This window comes from Methylomonas koyamae, assembly GCF_019669905.1.
Lineage (GTDB): Bacteria > Pseudomonadota > Gammaproteobacteria > Methylococcales > Methylomonadaceae > Methylomonas > Methylomonas koyamae.
Genome location: NZ_AP019778.1, coordinates 189,150 through 206,904, shown reverse-complemented (window position 1 = coordinate 206,904; position 17,755 = coordinate 189,150). Strand labels below are relative to the sequence as shown.

Below are 17,755 nucleotides of genomic sequence, written 5' to 3'. Positions count from 1 at the left end.
TCGGGGACGGGCTTCAGGATACGCCGGTTAACGCCAATTAGCCGCAATCACGGGTGCCAGTGCAGCTTGATAATCGGTCGGCAGCGTGGTCTGGCCCGCAGCCGGCGGTGCAAACGCCGCCATCGCCGAGACTAAACTCTCGACTTGGCTGTCCAGCAAAGTCAAATTACCGTCCGTGGTCTTGAACTGCTCGACGTGGTTGGCGCTGCCGCTGTACCAGTTTTGCATGACCAGCTTATCCGAGGTGCCGATGATGCTGACTTCCAGATTGTTGCCTGCATGGACAAACCACAACTGGTCTGCTGTGATCCCAGACAGGAATTGCGCGATGTCAGTGTTGCCCGCCGTGGCATCGTTCTCGACGACGGTATCCGTAGCGTAGCCGCGGCCCAGGACATAGGTGTCGTTGCCGGAACCGCCGGTCAGCGTATCGGCACCGCCTAGACCCTCAAGGGTATCGTTGCCGGCCAAGCCGGAGAGGCTGTTGGCGGCACCGTTGCCGGTGAGTCGATTGTCCAAGGCATTGCCTGTCCCAATGGTAGCGGTAGAGCCGATCAACGTTAGGTTCTCTACGTTGGCAACATTATTTAAGTTGTAATCAACGCTACTAATGACTGTATCTGTCCCGGCCCCTACACCTTCGGTAACAATATCTCCAGCATTGTCGACCACATAGGTATCGTTACCCAGACCTCCTATCAAAGTATCTATGCCAAGCCCACCATCCAAATAGTCATCACCGCCCCCGGCGTTGACGGTGTCGTTACCCAGCCCGGCATTGATCCGGTCGATCTCGGCACCGCTGAGAATGTTGTCGTTGCCATCGGTGCCGGCCATGTCGACACCTTTGGTGTTCAGCAATGCTGTGGCACTCATCACCGTGCCGTCGGCAAACTGGAAGCTCTCGACTTGGTACGGCAACATGCCGGGGCCATAGTTAACCCAGACATACCAGTTTTTGAAGGTCAGCCGGTCGCCGGCGCCCAAGTCCATCACCAAGTCGTTGCCGACTTGGGTAAAACTCATATCCGCCGCCGTGATGCCGGCACCGAACACCAGTTTGTCGTTATTGCCTCCGTAGGAGTAACTGTCCGCAGGATCGCCGCTTTCGATGACGGTATCCGCGCCGTCGCCGCGATTGAAGTAGTAGGTGTCGGCGTTGTTACCGCCGTACAAGGTGTCGTTGCCCAAACCGCCGGTCAGGCTGTCGTAGCCGTTGCCGCCATTCAAGACGTCGTCGCCGGCCCCGCCCAACAGGGTGTCTTCGTAGTCGCCGCCATTTAAAGTATCGTTGCCGTCACCGCCTTCCAATCGATCGTTGCCGGCATCGCCGTTCAGCACGTCGGCACCTTGACCGCCCAACAGCAGGTCGTTACCGTTGCCGCCGCTGAGCGTGTCGTCGCCGGTACCGCCGTCCACGCTGTCGTTGCCGTCCTGGCCGTTCAAGGTGTCGTTGCCGTCGCCGCCATTGACGATGTCATCACCGCCCCCGGCATTGACGGTATCGTTACCCAGTCCGGCATTGATCCGGTCGATCTCGGCACCGCTGAGAATGTTGTCGTTGCCATCGGTGCCGGCCATGTCGACACCTTTGGTGTTCAGCAATGCTGTGGCACTCATCACCGTGCCGTCGGCAAACTGGAAGCTCTCGACTTGGTACGGCAACATGCCGGGGCCATAGTTAACCCAGACATACCAGTTTTTGAAGGTCAGCCGGTCGCCGGCGCCCAAGTCCATCACCAAGTCGTTGCCGACTTGGGTAAAACTCATATCCGCCGCCGTGATGCCGGCACCGAACACCAGTTTGTCGTTATTGCCTCCGTAGGAGTAACTGTCCGCAGGATCGCCGCTTTCGATGACGGTATCCGCGCCGTCGCCGCGATTGAAGTAGTAGGTGTCGGCGTTGTTACCGCCGTACAAGGTGTCGTTGCCCAAACCGCCGGTCAGGCTGTCGTAGCCGTTGCCGCCATTCAAGACGTCGTCGCCGGCCCCGCCCAACAGGGTGTCTTCGTAGTCGCCGCCATTTAAAGTATCGTTGCCGTCACCGCCTTCCAATCGATCGTTGCCGGCATCGCCGTTCAGCACGTCGGCACCTTGACCGCCCAACAGCAGGTCGTTACCGTTGCCGCCGCTGAGCGTGTCGTCGCCGGTACCGCCGTCCACGCTGTCGTTGCCGTCCTGGCCGTTCAAGGTGTCGTTGCCGTCGCCGCCATTGACGATGTCATCACCGCCCCCGGCATTGACGGTATCGTTACCCAGTCCGGCATTGATCCGGTCGATCTCGGCACCGCTGAGAATGTTGTCGTTGCCATCGGTGCCGGCCATGTCGACACCTTTGGTGTTCAGCAATGCTGTGGCACTCATCACCGTGCCGTCGGCAAACTGGAAGCTCTCGACTTGGTACGGCAACATGCCGGGGCCATAGTTAACCCAGACATACCAGTTTTTGAAGGTCAGCCGGTCGCCGGCGCCCAAGTCCATCACCAAGTCGTTGCCGACTTGGGTAAAACTCATATCCGCCGCCGTGATGCCGGCACCGAACACCAGTTTGTCGTTATTGCCTCCGTAGGAGTAACTGTCCGCAGGATCGCCGCTTTCGATGACGGTATCCGCGCCGTCGCCGCGATTGAAGTAGTAGGTGTCGGCGTTGTTACCGCCGTACAAGGTGTCGTTGCCCAAACCGCCGGTCAGGCTGTCGTAGCCGTTGCCGCCATTCAAGACGTCGTCGCCGGCCCCGCCCAACAGGGTGTCTTCGTAGTCGCCGCCATTTAAAGTATCGTTGCCGTCACCGCCTTCCAATCGATCGTTGCCGGCATCGCCGTTCAGCACGTCGGCACCTTGACCGCCCAACAGCAGGTCGTTACCGTTGCCGCCGCTGAGCGTGTCGTCGCCGGTACCGCCGTCCACGCTGTCGTTGCCGTCCTGGCCGTTCAAGGTGTCGTTGCCGTCGCCGCCATTGACGATGTCATCACCGCCCCCGGCATTGACGGTATCGTTACCCAGTCCGGCATTGATCCGGTCGATCTCGGCACCGCTGAGAATGTTGTCGTTGCCATCGGTGCCGGCCATGTCGACACCTTTGGTGTTCAGCAATGCTGTGGCACTCATCACCGTGCCGTCGGCAAACTGGAAGCTCTCGACTTGGTACGGCAACATGCCGGGGCCATAGTTAACCCAGACATACCAGTTTTTGAAGGTCAGCCGGTCGCCGGCGCCCAAGTCCATCACCAAGTCGTTGCCGACTTGGGTAAAACTCATATCCGCCGCCGTGATGCCGGCACCGAACACCAGTTTGTCGTTATTGCCTCCGTAGGAGTAACTGTCCGCAGGATCGCCGCTTTCGATGACGGTATCCGCGCCGTCGCCGCGATTGAAGTAGTAGGTGTCGGCGTTGTTACCGCCGTACAAGGTGTCGTTGCCCAAACCGCCGGTCAGGCTGTCGTAGCCGTTGCCGCCATTCAAGACGTCATCGCCGGCCCCGCCCAACAGCACGTCTTCGCTGTCGCCGCCGCTAAGATTGTCATCCCCATTCGCCCCATAAATCGTATCGTTACCGGCCCCGCCTGAAATGTTGTTGTTCCCGGCATCGCCTACGACAGTATCGTTTCCGACTGTGCCGTCAAATTTGACCCCGGCCAAAACTAACTCGCTACGCATTTCCGGGGTCATCGGGTAGGTGTTCACGTATTCGACCAGTTTTTCCCATCCTCGCCAACCGCTGTCTTTGAGCGAGTCTTGGGTCATGATGGTAAATTCCGCTAGGTCGGCGGCTGCCTTGCCTGGATTTATCGTGGCGCGGCGATCCAATTCCGCATTCACTTCGGTAAAATCCAAGGCAACGCCGTTTTCGTCCACGCGCAACGAAATTAAATCCAGCAACGGTTGTACCCGCGTTTGCAATACCAGACTTTGGTAAACCGAATTCTTTAGCGCGTCGTAACTGCTTTGCAGCAAATCCTGGGTGACGCTCCACAGGTTGATAGTCGCCGCCGTCGTACCGGCGGGTACGGTGTTGAAGGTGCGGCCGTTGAAGTTTTCCAGGATGGTCAGTTTGTCGGCCCAGGCATTGTAGACGGCGCTGCCGGTAGCGACGTTTTGGATGTTGACGGTCAGGCTGTGACCGGCGTAGGCGCCGGTGAAGGTGGCAGCCATGGTGCTGGTGTCGCTCCAGGCTTTCAAGATAGTGTCCAGTAAGGCTTGCTGTCCGGTACGGTCGGCGGCGGCGAAATCGGCCAGCAATTGCGCCAGTGCCGGCGACAGGGTGGCGGCTTCGCGCAGGTTGCGGACTTGGCCGGCGCCATGCATGTCGGGTAGCGCTTCGAAGCCGGTGGTATCCAGGTGATCGGTAAACTGGCTGTGGAAGGTATCCTGGATCAGGTTGATGTCGCCCAGGTTGCCGCTGACCTCGCCCAGAGCTCCGCTGCTGCCGTCGGTTTTGACGTAGCTGCCGATGTCGGCCAACTGGTTGCCGTTGGCCAAGACTTGGCTGTGCTCGGTGCTGCCGACGTTGATCGCGCCGATGTTTTGGCTGCCCAGCGTGAATAGTTCGTTGGTTTGGCTGATGCCGTCCTGATTCAGGTCTCGCCAAAGGCGCAGGTTGGCGAATTGGGCGTCGGCGGCATCGACTTTGCCGTCCAGATTAGCGTCCAGGTCGCGCAAGGCGTCGAAGCCATCGGCGGCCAGTAGGCCGTTGCTTTTGAGCATCGCGTCGCCGAACAGCTCGCGGCCGCTGTCTATGGTGCCGTTGGCGTTTTTGTCCAGCACCAGGAAGGCGTCGTCGGCTTTGACCCAGCCGGTGGCGGTTTTGACGCCGTCGGCGTCGTGGTCGAAGTAGATCGGGTTGGCGGTGTTGACGCCGGCGGTTTCCAGGCCGTCGCCGTCCAGGTCGAAGACCAGTGGGTCGCGGCGGACGGGTGGAGTGGCTAGAGTGGCGAGGACAAACAAGGCACCAATGGGCGTCTCTAAGTAATTTGGATGAGAGAACAGAAAAGTCAACGATTTAGCCGGAAGGCTTGCTATAGCCGACGATAAGAAATCGAACAGTGACCCAGGCAGATTTGGGTTTTGGCCTACACTGAATTCCACTTGACGATCATACAACTTACTAAGCTCATCCAATACTTCATAAAAATGATCACCGTACTGTTCAATTTGTGTCATTAGTGGAGACAAAACCCCTTGTTGATAAGCTGCCAACATAATATCCGGCAATAAGCTTGCCGCAGTATTGACTTGGTTTATCCCGTTGAATAAGTCACGCGTCTCACTGGCTAACGATTGATAAGCATCCCATGCAACATGGCTTGTATTAAACGAATTGTTTACTAGTGGAATAGTAGTCAACACAGCCGAAACCAAAACTCCGCCAATCGCTGTTGCCAGAACGGCGGGTGTTGCCGCAGCGCCAACCACAAGGGCACCGGCGGCGATTAGTGCAGAACTGGAAGCAGCCAAATCCAGCACAGTGGCATCAGAAACATAATTGTCTGTTTCTAATTGAGTAGTCGCCGAGTATAAAGTTAATAGTACCTCGCCGATTTCAGCTGTCGTTCCTAAATAAGGAACACTTCTATTCATAACCGATAACATAGTATCGGCAACGCCTATAAACCCCAGCAGACCTTTCATCCTGCTAATCGAATCCGAACCTAAGGCATTATTAAGAGCGTCCGCAGTGGATGTTGGAATCGTGCCGGTTTCCATGATTTCATGGAGCACTTCGGCAAATTCTATGGGTAATTTGTTAGTCATAATTATTTCCTTGCTTTATTTTTTGTTTCTATATGTAAACCAAACGTACATTAATGGACCAAAGCCAATGAGCATTTCTATCGGTATTGATATTTTTGAATTATTCCTACTGCTTACGCGGCGCTGGTATATCTCTGCGTAATCGTTAAACAGAGGTTTTCCATCAAGAAATATTTCATACACATGGCTATTCCAAAAAAAAATATCCAACTTCCTTTGTGACAAGATGGTTATATTTTTTCCTACCAACCAAAATAAATCATCTTTGTTTGATTTTTTTACGCGAGAATCGCCAAAGTTAACTCTAAATCTTTCTTGACGGCCATCAACGTCCAACAAGATAGAATATGCAGGCTGTTTTCTGATACTGTCAACACCTATCACTCTGCCTGTATCTTTATTCATTTGCTCAAGAGTTAACGGCGGATTAAATAAATAGTCATTCAAATCGACGCATAAAACTATCAGAGCAAACATGGCGCCTAAACCGACAACGATTACGCGATTGCCAAAAATCGCACTATAGTTTCGCCATGCTGCCAAATAATCTTTTCTTGCATTATTTAACAACGTGATTGGATTCCATCTTAAAAAAAAGTTGCTCAACAGTTTTCTGTCATTATTCATTTGTTTCACTCATAAGCAGGGTCAGGTTATATTTTATTGGGCTTTTCATGCCGTCAATCTCCAATCCTCATCATTCACTGCCGGTACGGCCGTTGAAGTGTTCCAGGATGGTCAGCTCGTCGGCCCAGGCGGTGTAGGCCGCGCTGCCGGTAGCGACGTCCTGGATGTTGATGGTCAGGCTGTGGCCGCCATAGGTGGCGGCCAGGGTGCTGGTGTCGCTCCAGGCGTCGAGGATTTGATCGAGCAGGGCTTGCTGGTTGGCACAACCGGCACAAGCGAATTGGCTGAGCAGGCCCGCCAAGGTGGTGCTGACGCTGGCCGCTTCGCGCAGGCTGCGGACTTGTCTCGCGCCCCTTCGACTCCGCTCAGGACAGGCCTGCATGTACGGCAGGGTAGCGACGGCGCTGGTATCCAGGTGGTCGGTAAACTGGCTGTGGAAGGTATCCTGGATCAGGTTGATGTCGCCCAGGTTGCCGCCGACCTTTCTCGAAGTTACGCCGATAACGATTGGGTTCAGGTTTTTCCAGTGAGGCAGGCAGGTGAATCCGGATCGATGCCGAGCGTGGTGGTCGAGTGGGCAGGCAAAACCTTCCGTGTCGTTTGTCGATTCCCTTCGCGCCATCTGTTAGTCTCTAAAATTGGTTGCCGATGGGTTTGTGGTTTTTGCCGCGCATCTTACTGATGATCATCGGCGTTAGCCAATTTTCACAAATCGCTACTTCGAACAAACTTGTCCTTAAGTCCAATCGGGCAATGCGATAGGGCTATTCGCTTTGTCGCCAATCGCCCGCTTGCTCGGCGTTAAATTGACTGGGCTTCCATAACCTCCGCCCATTTCAGAACATACCACGGCTCCAGATAGAGCTTGCCTAACGGCAAGCCAAAACCGCCCAGTATCCGCAAACGAGCAGGTATCCTGCTATATGCCCCGTCAAGCGGGGATTATGGCTGCCGAATAGGTGACTTGAAACAGCAAGGAAGAACAGACCAAGCTAACCAATAGCAATTGTATCCATTCCCCGCGATGAGTATCACTCGGCTCGGGATTAATTTGGCTTACTGGGCAGTGATTTTCAAAAATCCCGAGTAACGAAGCCAACAGATTTGGTGATATCGCGGCTCGAATTTGCAACTCAGCGACTTGGCTATTAAAAATACGCGCTTTGACCCGTTCACCCAGCAGCTTGAAGCAACGCATTTTGGTTTCAACTGGGCTGCGACGATCGTAACCACTCCATTTCTTCCAAATGGCTCTGCCTAGTCGTTTGGTGCCGCATAGCCACTTGGGTTGATGTGATAGGAAATATACACCTGCAAATGCTGTTGGCGACGGCAGAGTATCGGTTAAGCCGGTGTGGCCAATCCAGGCCCGACTCGGTCGTTTTACGCCTTAGACTGGATTATTGGCAACGGCGTTTCTGTCGCAAAAGTAAAGGCCGATAGCCGGTGCCTAATAGTTGTACCATTTAGGACACGATCACCCAAATCGTCCCCCCAGGCAATGACATGGGCACGAGTCACGTCGCGGAATTCTTCAGGTCGTTGGATGCCGGCGAAGCGCATAAAGTCTTCAACGGCATTTTGATAAACGCGGCGGGTTTGCGGATATGTCAGGTTGGCGTACCATTCCACCTCAGGCGGCACGTCGGACAGCCGGCGGAAATTTTCGGCGGTTAGAATCCGGTTCGCGATCGGAACAAGTTGTTGGATTTTGGAGGTGTCGGTCATGGGCTAACATAATATTGATAATACGTTACAATAGTAACGGGTTCGAACTTGGCCGCGCTTAGGGACCGGATTTTCTGGCCTCGTTTGGCAAAATTTGCCACGATAAAACTCAGTTTGATAGGCATTTCCAGTCGGAAAATTATTATCAGAACATCCGAAAGAGGTTGTGGTGTGGCGCTCTATGGTCGCCCAGCTACTTTGCGAGTAGCTGAAGCGGTGCACCGATTAAGATCATTCGGCAGTACATCGAGCAATACCAAACGAACAAACCGGATACTAGCATGTCCGCGCAATCCGATAAACTCTAACTAATAGTTTCATTGAAGATAATTTGGCCTATTGCCACGAATGATGCGACCCTTGTCATCAATGCGGCCCTCCTTGCGCAACGTTTTAACGAGCCAGCTGCGCAAGTACGCATTCATTGCTATTTTTCGATTTTCATCCGTTAAATCGGTCATATCGAGTTTGCAATTTCGACCTTGGTCTTGGCACAAGTCGGCCCTGATTTGGTATTGCGGACATTCATCGAGAAACTGGTATTTTTTACCACCCCCGCATAACTTCCACATCTGGAAATACTCACCAGCCGTTAAGAACTCGCGTTCTCTGAGAATTTGCCCCCAGATCCGCTCGTCAAGCTCGACACCGGGCGGCGGAGATTGTCTGAAACAAGGAAGCTTTCCGACGGCCGCGACATCCAGATCGCCGTCGTCCAAGGTATCGCCCATATTGAACCGAAAAGCCGGCGTGTTCGGCGAATATGCCCGCCAAGGATAACGACTAAGCGTTGGGTACCTTGGCGTAACGGCATACAGACTGTCGGCTTCCTCCCGGCAGGCCACATATTTTTTTGCCCGATCGTCGGCGTCAGGTTTTAGCGCAATGTGAGTCGCGCAGCCGTTTAGACCCGTACTGGCCAACAAACCGAATAGAACGCAAGCTTTAGAACGCATAGTCCTGGGCGGATCTAGCTACGGCCGTACAAAGCCCGCCTGGAATGAGCCGGAGAACTCATATTAAAAATTCCTCTTTGCTCCGCCCGGCCCCTAATAATTCCTTCATCCATTTTGGCGCAACACCACGACCTGTCCAGGTTTGGGTTGCATTAGCCGGGTTGCGATATTTCGGTGCAACTTGGGGGTTGCGAGAGGCTTTTGTTTTCACGGTGGCATCAATAATCTCCACCGACACATTAATCGAAGCCGCTAATTCTTTAATTTGAGCGATCACCTGTTCTCGCTTTTCGCTGATTCTCGCACTGAGCTGACTTTTTGCGCTATTGATAATATCGAGCAATTCGCCTTCGGATTTACCATCAAATTCAAGCATTATTTATTCCTTAATAGAGAAACTAAAGTATTAACACGTTATCGCGGCTAACGTATAGCCTCTGCGCTGTTTTGTTCGCAGTATATCATTTTGAGCCTTTATCGCCTCTTCTTCCGATTCATACCAATTAGAACGCACGGTTCCGGGCGATCCAACCCGGCCCCACTCCCTTACTAAAGACCAGTCGCTAAAAATACCGGGCGATATCGTCAGCGCATAGAATCGATGAATATTCGAATCCGCATCATGGCGTTCCAGGTAAATACCGCACATAAGAATAACGTTAGAAAGAAACGACATTATTAATATACGATAAAAATGAAGAATCGTCATCCGTATTTCTGAAAAAGACTAAGCGATGTTAATCGGTATTTGCGAGCCTTTTGTAATATCAAGATAGGCACCTTGCCAATTTAAGCCGCCATTGCGCAATAAACCCCAAATCAGTTGCATCGCCACATTTGCGATCGCGCGGTTAATGGGTAACTCTTGGCTGGCTAATGCTTCCTCCATGCTACAAGACGGTGTATTCGAATCGACCATTCCATTCAATTCGGGGTGAAAATCATATACGGACGGCAAGGTAATCTGGCAATCATCGTGATGCGACAACCGCCCTAAAATCACTTGGCCGGTATGTGCGCCATTGCCGGTATCCAACCATAGCGTTCTGCAGTGTTTAGAACGGCAACACTGGCTTAAATCGGCTCTAAATTGCGCCACGTCCACACACGTAATAACCAGATCGAAATATTCCGGCTTATTGCATTCAATAGAAAACATTTCAGGAATTCCGATCCAATCCTGACCATAGAGATAATTAATACGCTGAATGGTGAGTACGGCTTTATTGTGGCCTAAATCGCTCGGATAGAAGGCCTGCCGGCCAATATTAGGCCTTTCGACCTGATCGCCATCCCATGCCGTCACATGAAAACCGGCATGTCCCAATTCGCGGATCGCATAATCGATTCTCGCCAAACTGGTCAATACTTCCGATCCAGTGCCACCAACGCCAATCAGTGCAATCTTAACGCGATTTTCAAGCCAGTTTGCGGGGGTATAGAATTTAAACATAGTCGGTTTCATATTCAATTTCAAACGTAGTGTTAAATACTACCCGGTTCATCACTGATGCAATTAGAATAAGCCATTAGCTTGCTGGCCTATTATTTTCAAGGCGCCCTTGGCTGACCAACAAGTCGCGTTCGTGCGCTCTGAACACTCGGCTGACATCGTTAATGCCGCAATTTTCAAATACGGCAACAGACCACCAGCCCCAAATAATTCGTGTCATTGGCCCTATTACCTCAATGTACGGTTTTTTTGAAAAGCCGCCTTTTTTGTCTTGCTCCAACATAATAATCATGTCCGACTACTCCCGATCTGAATCCGATCTAGAACTTAATCAAAAAACAACCTGAAATCCTCGCAATCGAAAAAATGGCCGTTTACATTCATTCGAGTAGCGTAATTTTTACGATCGTGGCAATGCCCGATCACTCCGGCGACATAAAAACCGTGCCGATCGGAAACATCGTCCACTCCTGAGAAAAACGCGGGCATCCGGCCGTGGGTATGCACATCCAGGACGATCGCACTACCTTCAGGCAATTCGTTGCGATAGGACACATGCCCTGGCCCGACGCTTAGAATCTCGGGTTCGATCAATGCGTAGCCCTGGTGCAAAACATCCCAAACCACCCATCCGGCCCACTCGTCGGGGCAGGCCGACGTGGCCTTTTGCTCAATGATTTCCAATAACCGAAACGGCATCGCCCCATGTCGAAGCCGAACGCCTTGCGCCCCAAGAACCCCATAGGGCAATTTGATGATCGACTGAGCCACCGGGAGCCTGACTTCGAACACTTCATTGATGGCCTCTAACACCACACCTTCTTGGCCAATCACAAAGCGGTGTTTGCCGAGTTCCGGCGCCGGCAGCTTTTCGCCAAACAGCGGCTGCATATAGGTGGGCGTTTCACCAAACAAAATCCGGTCGCGCGGGTCGGTTAGATAGGCATTCATCATCATCTTCAGTCTGCCTATGCGTGTCTGCTGATAAAGTCTGTAACGGACATTTTTAACGGGTTTAATGCGCTGTTTGGAAATCGCACTGTGTTTTGCGTGGCCAGATCGGCCCAGAATTTGAAACAGTCTTTGGTTTCGACGGCGTCTGCTTGATGGCCGACTTTCAGGCTATGCGGATGATTGACATGGGTGAATGCGCTTTCGAACATTACCGCTTCCCAGGCCGTTAATTGCTCGGCATCGCAATAATCCGGCAATGGCGCACTGCCAGTACACACTCTGCCAACCTGATTAACGTTCATCAAGGGCGCGTGGTAGAGCTTCGTATGCGCCGTAATCCTCCGGTTGCTCGCTAATGCCGCAACCGAGAAATGACTGTTGCTGTTAGCCACCATCAGTAAACGCGGCCAAGGCACCGTCAGCGTTTGCGGCTTCAATCCTACCGGCTTGAATATCATGGGGCGAACTGCGGCCGGGGTCGTCCATGCGATATGCGTGCTGCTGATCGAGACCACCGCCGTTGGCAATAGCGTCGCTTTTCGCAGCGATCTATTCAGGATTTCCCGGAGCAAGTTTTCCAGATCGTCACGCCCCATTAGCTTGCCGGCGCCCACGACCAGCTTACCGTCATCGCCCTCGAAAAACTCATGCGCGGATGAAATCAGTCTGCTACCGCTAACGCCGCTCGCCCCAGTCCCTATATGTTTCAGTTCGTGAACGAGAATGGCGGTCATCGGGCTAATTCTGGCCGACGGTTCGACACAGTGTGCAAAAAATTCAGTCATCGTCACCTTGCTGGTTTATTTGAATCATTTCGGCCAACCGAATTAACCCTCTCGCTTTAGCCAGTATCATCAGTTTGTCAGCGGTCTGGTTTAACGCAATAGGGTTCAACGCGATTGAACTCATGGGCGTTTCACCGGCATTGGCAATGTCTTCGTACAGTTCGGCAGCGAGTGTATCTTCCCAGTCAAAGCCAAAGCCGATAGCATGACCCACCCCAATGCCGCAATCGCTATAAAAAGACCCGGTGGAGTCAAATATCGTGAATTCGGGGTGATGGTTCTTTTTTATTTTTTCAACGAACCGAATAAACGCGAGGCTTTCTTCGATAAACGGCCACCAGGGGCTGGTGACATAAGCGTCCTGCTGCTTGTGTAAGCGATGAAACGCTCGAATACCTTTCAAATCCGGAATGTCGCCGAAGAGTTTCTCCGGGTCATTGTTAATGATTCGCCGCAGTAATTCGATGCGCTCTTCCAGATAATCCGCATCATCAGTGAATTCGCTGAAGGGATACTGGCCTCGTTCTAGAAACAACTCGGCGAGTTCCCGATCGCTGGCGTTATTGCCACCATTGATTTCGGCTTTCAATTCGCTCAGCTCGTCTTCAAGGAAAAAGCCAATCCCCGTCCGCTGGATATCGCAGGCACAGATGCCGATTTCGCCGAAATCTTGGATATAGCGAATACAGCCAATAACCACCTTCGCCAACGCCCGATCGACTTCGATCAAATCCAACTGCGTGAATCGCGCATTCAGGGCCATCACCAAATCCACGGGCTGTGGGCCGGCCTCGCTACGGCCGTAATCTTCCCTGACTCGGAACTCGAAGGCGATCACTTCAAAATCGTCGTCATCCTCGCCGACGATCGCTTGCGCGACCGCATTCAACTTGGCGTCAATCCGCTTTAAACTTTCCCGGTACAGCCCTGTAAGCGCCTGTGATCCGCCGGCGAAGTGCTCGTCAATTTCGGCTGGCGTTACCAAGCCCATTTCATAAGCTAACAGTATCGCGGTGCTGAACACTGCTCTGTTCTGCCGGAATAACTGGATCGCTTGCTGTTCGACAATCCCGTCAATCAACGACCGCAGGTCGAAGTCCAGGCGCACTTCCTTAAACAATACATTCAAATCAAGGGCAAGGTTTGCGCGGGGACGTGGGTTAACGCCGTTCGCTTCAATTTGATCGTTCTCGAAAGCAGGAACAGAACACATACGTTTGAATCCATTAGGCCGTTGTCGCTGTCATCGGTAGTGGGCAAACCACTCGCCCACTGCTGTAATAGGGCAAGATTACCCGTACTATCCTTTGGTTTTGACTTCATGGGTTTTAATCGGAAAGTGCAATTCATCGCCGATCAGTTGCGGCTCGCCCAGCACCGCATTCGCTAAATGCGGATAGGCTTTTCCGTAGAGTTTGACGGCATCGATGGGCGGCAAATTCGGGGCCGGATCGGCCAGCCTGATCGCACCCATTTTGAATACACGTGTGGGTCTTGTCACAATGGCGCCGGACATATTGGCTGACCTCAAAATAAGCTTTTGCTATCGGTGGGAAGATTGGCGCCGACCGGCGCCGTGTCGTTGTCGTCGTCCTCGGCTTTTTTTGGCATTTGCGCGGCCTTCTCGTTCGCGGTCGATGCCGTTGTGAGACTATTGGCTGTTTTTGCGGCCTCTCTAATGCGAGACATGGACTCAGCAAATACACTCTTACCGTCCGACACCACGTCCACGTACTGCATTAAACAGGCCGGAAAATCCCGGTCCAGATTCGCGGCCATATCGGTGACGCAAAGTGGCATCGAAAGTGCCGCTCTGACCTGTTGCAATTGCGGGTCGTCAATGCCGGGGTCAGGCCCGTTGAAGCAGGGTTGGATCAACACCGTTAAACGATTGCCTTGGCGGCAGATGGAAAAATCGATTCTTTCGCCATCGCCTAAAATTGTTTCGAACTGTGCAAACATGGTTAAACCTCTAATTCAGGGTCTAGTGTGTAGTCTTGGTTGGCGATACGCTCGTCGTCATCGTCATCGAACCAACCCGACTCAGGGATGCTGTTGGTCGCCGACAAAGCTAACGCGCTGCTGGTCGTAGCGGCTGTGTGCGTTGAGTTCGGATCGGAGACGGGTTTATCCTCTCCCATAAATTGGATAACGCAAGCCGGGACGAATCCGGCAAAGTCATAGCCACAGCCAAAGACCTCGTCCAAAATTTCGCCATTTTTCTTTTTCATCAGGTTGGCGAAGGTGTTTTTCTCGTTGATACCCTCGTAATAGGTGACAAAAGCCACCCCTTTTCCATTGATCGCTTCCCGTAACAAACCCTCCATCCCCGATTTGGTGAAAGCGCTCAGAAACTCGCGGGTTACGATAAACTCGTCCTGGAGCGCAATATCCATGAACTTGCAAACCCCGGCGGAACCCATCGCCCAAGCTTTGCTCATGGTGGTGTTGATACGTTCATGCTGTCCCAGCAAATGCGTCAGCATCCTCTCGTTGAAGGCCATCATTTCTTCAATACTGAGATAGCCGAATGCGTCGACAAAGTCGCGCAGGGTGCCGAACATTGGCCAACTCGCTTGTTTCGTTCCGGCGGCAATCGGTAAGGCCTCTTTGGGAAAGGTAGTTTGCACTAGCCGGTATAATGCATAACTGTTGACCAACAGTTTACCGTGCCGATGTTGGACAATGTATTTGGCGCCGGTATCTCGGAAAAAGCCTTCGATGTGTTCGAGCACTTTACCCGGTGTGGCGCCGCTGGTTCCGTCCGATGGCTTATGAGCCGAATCGGCTCGGCCGGGGTTGGCGCCCTTCTTCGCATCGGCACCCGTCGCTGTGACTGTATTCCCGGTCATCGTGGATGAACCCGGATTCGATAAGCTTGCTTGATATCCCCACACTTTTTGGCCGTGGCAATCCAGGTCAAAACAACAGTCTTCGCTGACTTTCCCCGGCGAATTGGGATTTGTCGAAAGAAGGGCTCCAAAATGTCGACACTGACTACACCCCTTTTCGAATTGCGTTTTGCCCACGCCGTTTTGCCCCGTTTGTATCACGACCACAAAGCTCTGCGGCGGCTTTTCGGTATCGAGAAACACCGCCGCGTAGCGGTCGTGCAAATCGCGCTTCCGGGCTTCGACGGCATCCTGGGTTTTTTGGTTGAAACAATCGGGGTTGGCACATAGGCCGCTTTCGACATGCTCGTCGAACAAGTTCGCTTGCAAATACGAATTGTGATGGCAGGACGCACACTCGGTCCGATCGAAAATCGCGCTTTCCAACGGTCTGGCAAATCGACTCAATCGCGCTTTCAATTCAGGAACCGAATACTGGTGCTCGATTAATTTCTCCAGCGTGGCATTTTGAAAATCGGACGGTAGCTGGCATAGCAATTCAGCGTGACCCAACCTAATGGCTCTCGTTGTCAGTTCATTCAAGACCTCTGTCGAGGCATGTAACAACAACAACCTCGCCTCGAACTTCCTAGCAGACCACCCTAGTAACCGCAATGCTTCCGCTCTATCACCGTCGCAGTCGCTGAGTACGTTTCGGGCCGCGATCGCTTCTTCGCCTGGACTCATATCGGCTCGCTGGGTGTTTTCAATGGTAGCCGTCAGCCGCGCCTGTTTGTCGTCCAGGTGACGCACCACGGCCGGAATTTCGGGCAGTCCTGCCGCGACGGCAGCGCGATAGCGGCGCTCGCCGGCCACGACCCAATAGGTTTTGTTGTCCGGTTGAAGCCTAACAACGATTGGTTGCAGAACACCTTCGGATTTAATTGATGCGATTAGTTCCTGCATTTCACCATCACTAAAATAAACCCTGGGATTAAACCCCTCTTGGATTGATATTAAATTGATCGGCATACTTTTAAATTGAATGGTACTTTTTTTATTCTCGGCCATCGATAAGCTCCATCATTATTTGGATTATTGGTATGGTTTATTCGAATAGGCATTATTCGAATCACGAAATAACTGTTACATGGCTTTTTGAATATGCAACACCAAAAATCAACGGCTATGCATTGTGAGAGCGGGGGCGGCGAATAGCATTCAGATCACAACACTCGCAACCTGATTTCCGAATAAGATGAAAGCGACCGAGATTAGATAAAGAGAGTAAGATCTAAATGCCTTGGCAAACGCCGATGGCTTGTCTTTTAACAGGTTGTTGAAAAAAGAAAACCGGTGGAAAAATTTCCCCAAAATCAGCGGATTTGCCGCAAAAAGCCACTTGGATGCAACCAACAATCAATGACTTACATTGTTGTGTTTTGCGCGAAACTTATTTTTAGCCCCAAAAATGGAGAGAATTTTTAAATTTCAACAGCCTGTTAATGACTGATGGATTTATTCAATATTCGCCGGACAACAGTAATACCCTGTCCGTCCAGTAGAATATCCAACGTCCGACCTGTTGGTCCGGCCACGACAAGGAATCCTCGGTCACCCGCTTACCCTTTTCGTCGGTCACCGATAACAACGCCTGTCCGGCGCTGCTAGTTAATTCGATCCTGAGCCACGGATAACAATTTGAAAGCGGCGGCAAAGCCGACACCGCCCAAGCCAATAGTTCAGTCTGTCCGGCGGCTTCGACAAACTCTTTCACGCCTTTGGTAATCCGAATCGAGCTGTGCGCACCGTAGCCATACCATAGACCGTCGCCGGCTGGGCGATAAAGCGTGAGAATCGCGATTAAATTGACTGTGCTCATGACCAATTAGGCCTCAACTGGAAAAGGTCGTTTCGCCTTTAGATTGATGCGCCAGCATGGTCATCCACTAATCCGCCTGGGCGGCTTGTTCCGCTGCTACACGGTCGGCAATCGCCTGCCAAATTGGTTCGTATTCTGGCCAATCGGATTCCGCGACGACGCAATGCTGCTCGGGTTTGCCATTCGCCTGCCTGTACTCACATAACTTTTGCCGAATATCGGCCAATCGCTGTTTGTCGTCGTCTGAAAGACAGCGGACAACATCCGAAATTTTGAACACGATGTAACGCTCTTCTCTAACCATGTCTATTCGCCTGTAAATCGTTCAACAATAACATCCACTTCATCGCCACTATTCTCGACACCGGCCATAGCATCCTCTGGAACAACAGCGTTAACCGCATCGGAAAGGACCAGAATTAGTCCCATGAGCCTGCGTCCGCACTGCTTGTGTCGGATGATCCGGTATCCAAGCTGATAGGTGACACTGTGTCAGCTTTGGTCGTGTCGCGCGCAGAATGACTCACGCTGTCCTCCCCAATGACACCATCTTGGGCGATATCGCCCAGCAGACCGCCAGCGAAACTACCGCCTACTAATCCGCCTAATGCAGCATTGTTGGTTGCGTATCCAACAGCAAAGCTCAGGGCATAATTTGCATTGTCCTCCGGGGCCGTACATGGCTGCACCGTTGTTGGTTGGGAGGTAATTTGGGACTCAGGTTTCTTGCGACGAAGTAGCTTTATCAGTTTGCTTAACATGATTTTTCCTTCAGTGGTAATTGACAA

At 52.3% G+C, this 17,755-nt stretch carries 19 protein-coding genes and 2 pseudogenes; 1 reads left to right on the top strand and 20 read right to left on the bottom strand.

The features are described 5' to 3' along the window. Nucleotides 1-27 precede the first annotated feature (27 nt). The 5 genes and pseudogenes from MKFW12EY_RS22745 to MKFW12EY_RS22725 all read right to left on the bottom strand — a co-directional run bounded on the left by MKFW12EY_RS22745 (nucleotide 28) and on the right by MKFW12EY_RS22725 (nucleotide 8,106). Nucleotides 28-4,944 carry a calcium-binding protein gene (locus tag MKFW12EY_RS22745; protein ID WP_221054669.1) on the bottom strand — a complete coding sequence of 1,639 codons (4,917 nt, stop codon included), beginning with the start codon at nucleotides 4,942-4,944 and terminating at the stop codon, nucleotides 28-30. An 822-nt stretch (nucleotides 4,945-5,766) separates the two neighbouring features. Next, nucleotides 5,767-6,378: a hypothetical protein gene (locus MKFW12EY_RS22740; protein WP_157198327.1), complete on the bottom strand. Its 612-nt coding sequence runs from the start codon at nucleotides 6,376-6,378 to the stop codon at nucleotides 5,767-5,769. Nucleotides 6,379-6,448: 70 nt separating this feature from the next. Next, nucleotides 6,449-7,000: a hypothetical protein gene (locus MKFW12EY_RS22735; RefSeq protein ID WP_054758358.1), complete on the bottom strand. Its 552-nt coding sequence runs from the start codon at nucleotides 6,998-7,000 to the stop codon at nucleotides 6,449-6,451. A gap of 489 nt (nucleotides 7,001-7,489) precedes the next feature. Continuing rightward, nucleotides 7,490-7,645: pseudogene (locus MKFW12EY_RS22730) on the bottom strand (IS5/IS1182 family transposase); the annotation flags it as partial. A gap of 116 nt (nucleotides 7,646-7,761) precedes the next feature. After that, nucleotides 7,762-8,106, bottom strand: a complete 345-nt coding sequence (locus tag MKFW12EY_RS22725) for a site-specific integrase (protein ID WP_054758359.1) — start codon at nucleotides 8,104-8,106, stop codon at nucleotides 7,762-7,764. 149 nt (nucleotides 8,107-8,255) lie between these two features. Here MKFW12EY_RS22725 and MKFW12EY_RS23380 point away from each other — a divergent pair. Next, nucleotides 8,256-8,414, top strand: a pseudogene (locus MKFW12EY_RS23380) (transposase); the annotation flags it as partial. 9 nt (nucleotides 8,415-8,423) lie between these two features. Here the strand turns inward: MKFW12EY_RS23380 and MKFW12EY_RS22720 are convergent. The 15 genes from MKFW12EY_RS22720 to MKFW12EY_RS22655 all read right to left on the bottom strand — a co-directional run bounded on the left by MKFW12EY_RS22720 (nucleotide 8,424) and on the right by MKFW12EY_RS22655 (nucleotide 17,728). Then, nucleotides 8,424-9,062 (bottom strand): hypothetical protein, encoded by a 639-nt coding sequence (locus MKFW12EY_RS22720; RefSeq protein WP_157198326.1) that lies wholly within the window; start codon nucleotides 9,060-9,062, stop codon nucleotides 8,424-8,426. 58 nt (nucleotides 9,063-9,120) lie between these two features. Next, nucleotides 9,121-9,438 (bottom strand): H-NS histone family protein, encoded by a 318-nt coding sequence (locus tag MKFW12EY_RS22715; RefSeq protein WP_054758361.1) that lies wholly within the window; start codon nucleotides 9,436-9,438, stop codon nucleotides 9,121-9,123. Between the two features lie 30 nt (nucleotides 9,439-9,468). Continuing rightward, nucleotides 9,469-9,711 carry a WGR domain-containing protein gene (locus MKFW12EY_RS22710; RefSeq protein ID WP_082409599.1) on the bottom strand — a complete coding sequence of 81 codons (243 nt, stop codon included), beginning with the start codon at nucleotides 9,709-9,711 and terminating at the stop codon, nucleotides 9,469-9,471. 78 nt (nucleotides 9,712-9,789) lie between these two features. Continuing rightward, nucleotides 9,790-10,515: a PRTRC system ThiF family protein gene (locus MKFW12EY_RS22705; RefSeq protein ID WP_064023834.1), complete on the bottom strand. Its 726-nt coding sequence runs from the start codon at nucleotides 10,513-10,515 to the stop codon at nucleotides 9,790-9,792. Nucleotides 10,516-10,591: 76 nt separating this feature from the next. After that, on the bottom strand, nucleotides 10,592-10,807 hold the full coding sequence (locus tag MKFW12EY_RS22700) for a hypothetical protein (protein WP_054758364.1): 216 nt from the start codon (nucleotides 10,805-10,807) through the stop codon (nucleotides 10,592-10,594). A 35-nt stretch (nucleotides 10,808-10,842) separates the two neighbouring features. Beyond that, nucleotides 10,843-11,472, bottom strand: a complete 630-nt coding sequence (locus MKFW12EY_RS22695) for a PRTRC system protein A (RefSeq protein WP_054758365.1) — start codon at nucleotides 11,470-11,472, stop codon at nucleotides 10,843-10,845. Nucleotides 11,473-11,483: 11 nt separating this feature from the next. Next, nucleotides 11,484-12,254: a PRTRC system protein B gene (locus MKFW12EY_RS22690; protein ID WP_064023661.1), complete on the bottom strand. Its 771-nt coding sequence runs from the start codon at nucleotides 12,252-12,254 to the stop codon at nucleotides 11,484-11,486. After that, nucleotides 12,247-13,467, bottom strand: coding sequence for a hypothetical protein (locus tag MKFW12EY_RS22685; RefSeq protein WP_064028455.1), 1,221 nt, complete (start codon nucleotides 13,465-13,467; stop codon nucleotides 12,247-12,249). The genes MKFW12EY_RS22690 and MKFW12EY_RS22685 overlap by 8 nt, the downstream gene beginning before the upstream one ends. A gap of 87 nt (nucleotides 13,468-13,554) precedes the next feature. Continuing rightward, on the bottom strand, nucleotides 13,555-13,755 hold the full coding sequence (locus MKFW12EY_RS22680) for a PRTRC system protein C (protein ID WP_221054668.1): 201 nt from the start codon (nucleotides 13,753-13,755) through the stop codon (nucleotides 13,555-13,557). Nucleotides 13,756-13,781: 26 nt separating this feature from the next. Continuing rightward, the gene (locus tag MKFW12EY_RS22675; protein ID WP_054758370.1) at nucleotides 13,782-14,216 is read right to left on the bottom strand and encodes a hypothetical protein; all 435 of its coding nucleotides are present in this window, start codon (nucleotides 14,214-14,216) and stop codon (nucleotides 13,782-13,784) included. Nucleotides 14,217-14,218: 2 nt separating this feature from the next. Beyond that, the gene (locus MKFW12EY_RS22670; RefSeq protein WP_064028456.1) at nucleotides 14,219-16,156 is read right to left on the bottom strand and encodes a PRTRC system ParB family protein; all 1,938 of its coding nucleotides are present in this window, start codon (nucleotides 16,154-16,156) and stop codon (nucleotides 14,219-14,221) included. Nucleotides 16,157-16,607: 451 nt separating this feature from the next. After that, complete coding sequence (locus MKFW12EY_RS22665) at nucleotides 16,608-16,967, bottom strand: DUF6876 family protein (protein ID WP_054758373.1); 360 nt, start codon at nucleotides 16,965-16,967, stop codon at nucleotides 16,608-16,610. 67 nt (nucleotides 16,968-17,034) lie between these two features. Beyond that, nucleotides 17,035-17,271, bottom strand: coding sequence for a hypothetical protein (locus MKFW12EY_RS22660; RefSeq protein WP_054758374.1), 237 nt, complete (start codon nucleotides 17,269-17,271; stop codon nucleotides 17,035-17,037). A gap of 2 nt (nucleotides 17,272-17,273) precedes the next feature. Continuing rightward, a complete protein-coding gene (locus tag MKFW12EY_RS23225; protein ID WP_256360312.1) occupies nucleotides 17,274-17,396 on the bottom strand; it encodes a hypothetical protein in 123 nt (40 codons plus the stop codon). Continuing rightward, nucleotides 17,387-17,728 (bottom strand): hypothetical protein, encoded by a 342-nt coding sequence (locus MKFW12EY_RS22655; RefSeq protein ID WP_064028458.1) that lies wholly within the window; start codon nucleotides 17,726-17,728, stop codon nucleotides 17,387-17,389. Before MKFW12EY_RS22655 ends, MKFW12EY_RS23225 begins: the two co-directional genes overlap by 10 nt. Nucleotides 17,729-17,755: the final 27 nt, after the last annotated feature.

Bases quoted from the DNA above. Each gene is read 5' to 3' on its own strand.
- MKFW12EY_RS22740 (WP_157198327.1), bottom strand. From the start codon at position 6,378: ATGAATAATGACAGAAAACTGTTGAGCAACTTTTTTTTAAGATGGAAT.
- MKFW12EY_RS22735 (WP_054758358.1), bottom strand. From the start codon at position 7,000: ATGGCGCGAAGGGAATCGACAAACGACACGGAAGGTTTTGCCTGCCCA.
- MKFW12EY_RS22725 (WP_054758359.1), bottom strand. From the start codon at position 8,106: ATGACCGACACCTCCAAAATCCAACAACTTGTTCCGATCGCGAACCGG.
- MKFW12EY_RS22720 (WP_157198326.1), bottom strand. From the start codon at position 9,062: ATGCGTTCTAAAGCTTGCGTTCTATTCGGTTTGTTGGCCAGTACGGGT.
- MKFW12EY_RS22715 (WP_054758361.1), bottom strand. From the start codon at position 9,438: ATGCTTGAATTTGATGGTAAATCCGAAGGCGAATTGCTCGATATTATC.
- MKFW12EY_RS22710 (WP_082409599.1), bottom strand. From the start codon at position 9,711: ATGTGCGGTATTTACCTGGAACGCCATGATGCGGATTCGAATATTCAT.
- MKFW12EY_RS22705 (WP_064023834.1), bottom strand. From the start codon at position 10,515: ATGTTTAAATTCTATACCCCCGCAAACTGGCTTGAAAATCGCGTTAAG.
- MKFW12EY_RS22700 (WP_054758364.1), bottom strand. From the start codon at position 10,807: ATGATTATTATGTTGGAGCAAGACAAAAAAGGCGGCTTTTCAAAAAAA.
- MKFW12EY_RS22695 (WP_054758365.1), bottom strand. From the start codon at position 11,472: ATGATGATGAATGCCTATCTAACCGACCCGCGCGACCGGATTTTGTTT.
- MKFW12EY_RS22690 (WP_064023661.1), bottom strand. From the start codon at position 12,254: ATGACTGAATTTTTTGCACACTGTGTCGAACCGTCGGCCAGAATTAGC.
- MKFW12EY_RS22685 (WP_064028455.1), bottom strand. From the start codon at position 13,467: ATGTGTTCTGTTCCTGCTTTCGAGAACGATCAAATTGAAGCGAACGGC.
- MKFW12EY_RS22675 (WP_054758370.1), bottom strand. From the start codon at position 14,216: ATGTTTGCACAGTTCGAAACAATTTTAGGCGATGGCGAAAGAATCGAT.
- MKFW12EY_RS22670 (WP_064028456.1), bottom strand. From the start codon at position 16,156: ATGGCCGAGAATAAAAAAAGTACCATTCAATTTAAAAGTATGCCGATC.
- MKFW12EY_RS22665 (WP_054758373.1), bottom strand. From the start codon at position 16,967: ATGAGCACAGTCAATTTAATCGCGATTCTCACGCTTTATCGCCCAGCC.
- MKFW12EY_RS22660 (WP_054758374.1), bottom strand. From the start codon at position 17,271: ATGGTTAGAGAAGAGCGTTACATCGTGTTCAAAATTTCGGATGTTGTC.
- MKFW12EY_RS23225 (WP_256360312.1), bottom strand. From the start codon at position 17,396: ATGGGACTAATTCTGGTCCTTTCCGATGCGGTTAACGCTGTTGTTCCA.
- MKFW12EY_RS22655 (WP_064028458.1), bottom strand. From the start codon at position 17,728: ATGTTAAGCAAACTGATAAAGCTACTTCGTCGCAAGAAACCTGAGTCC.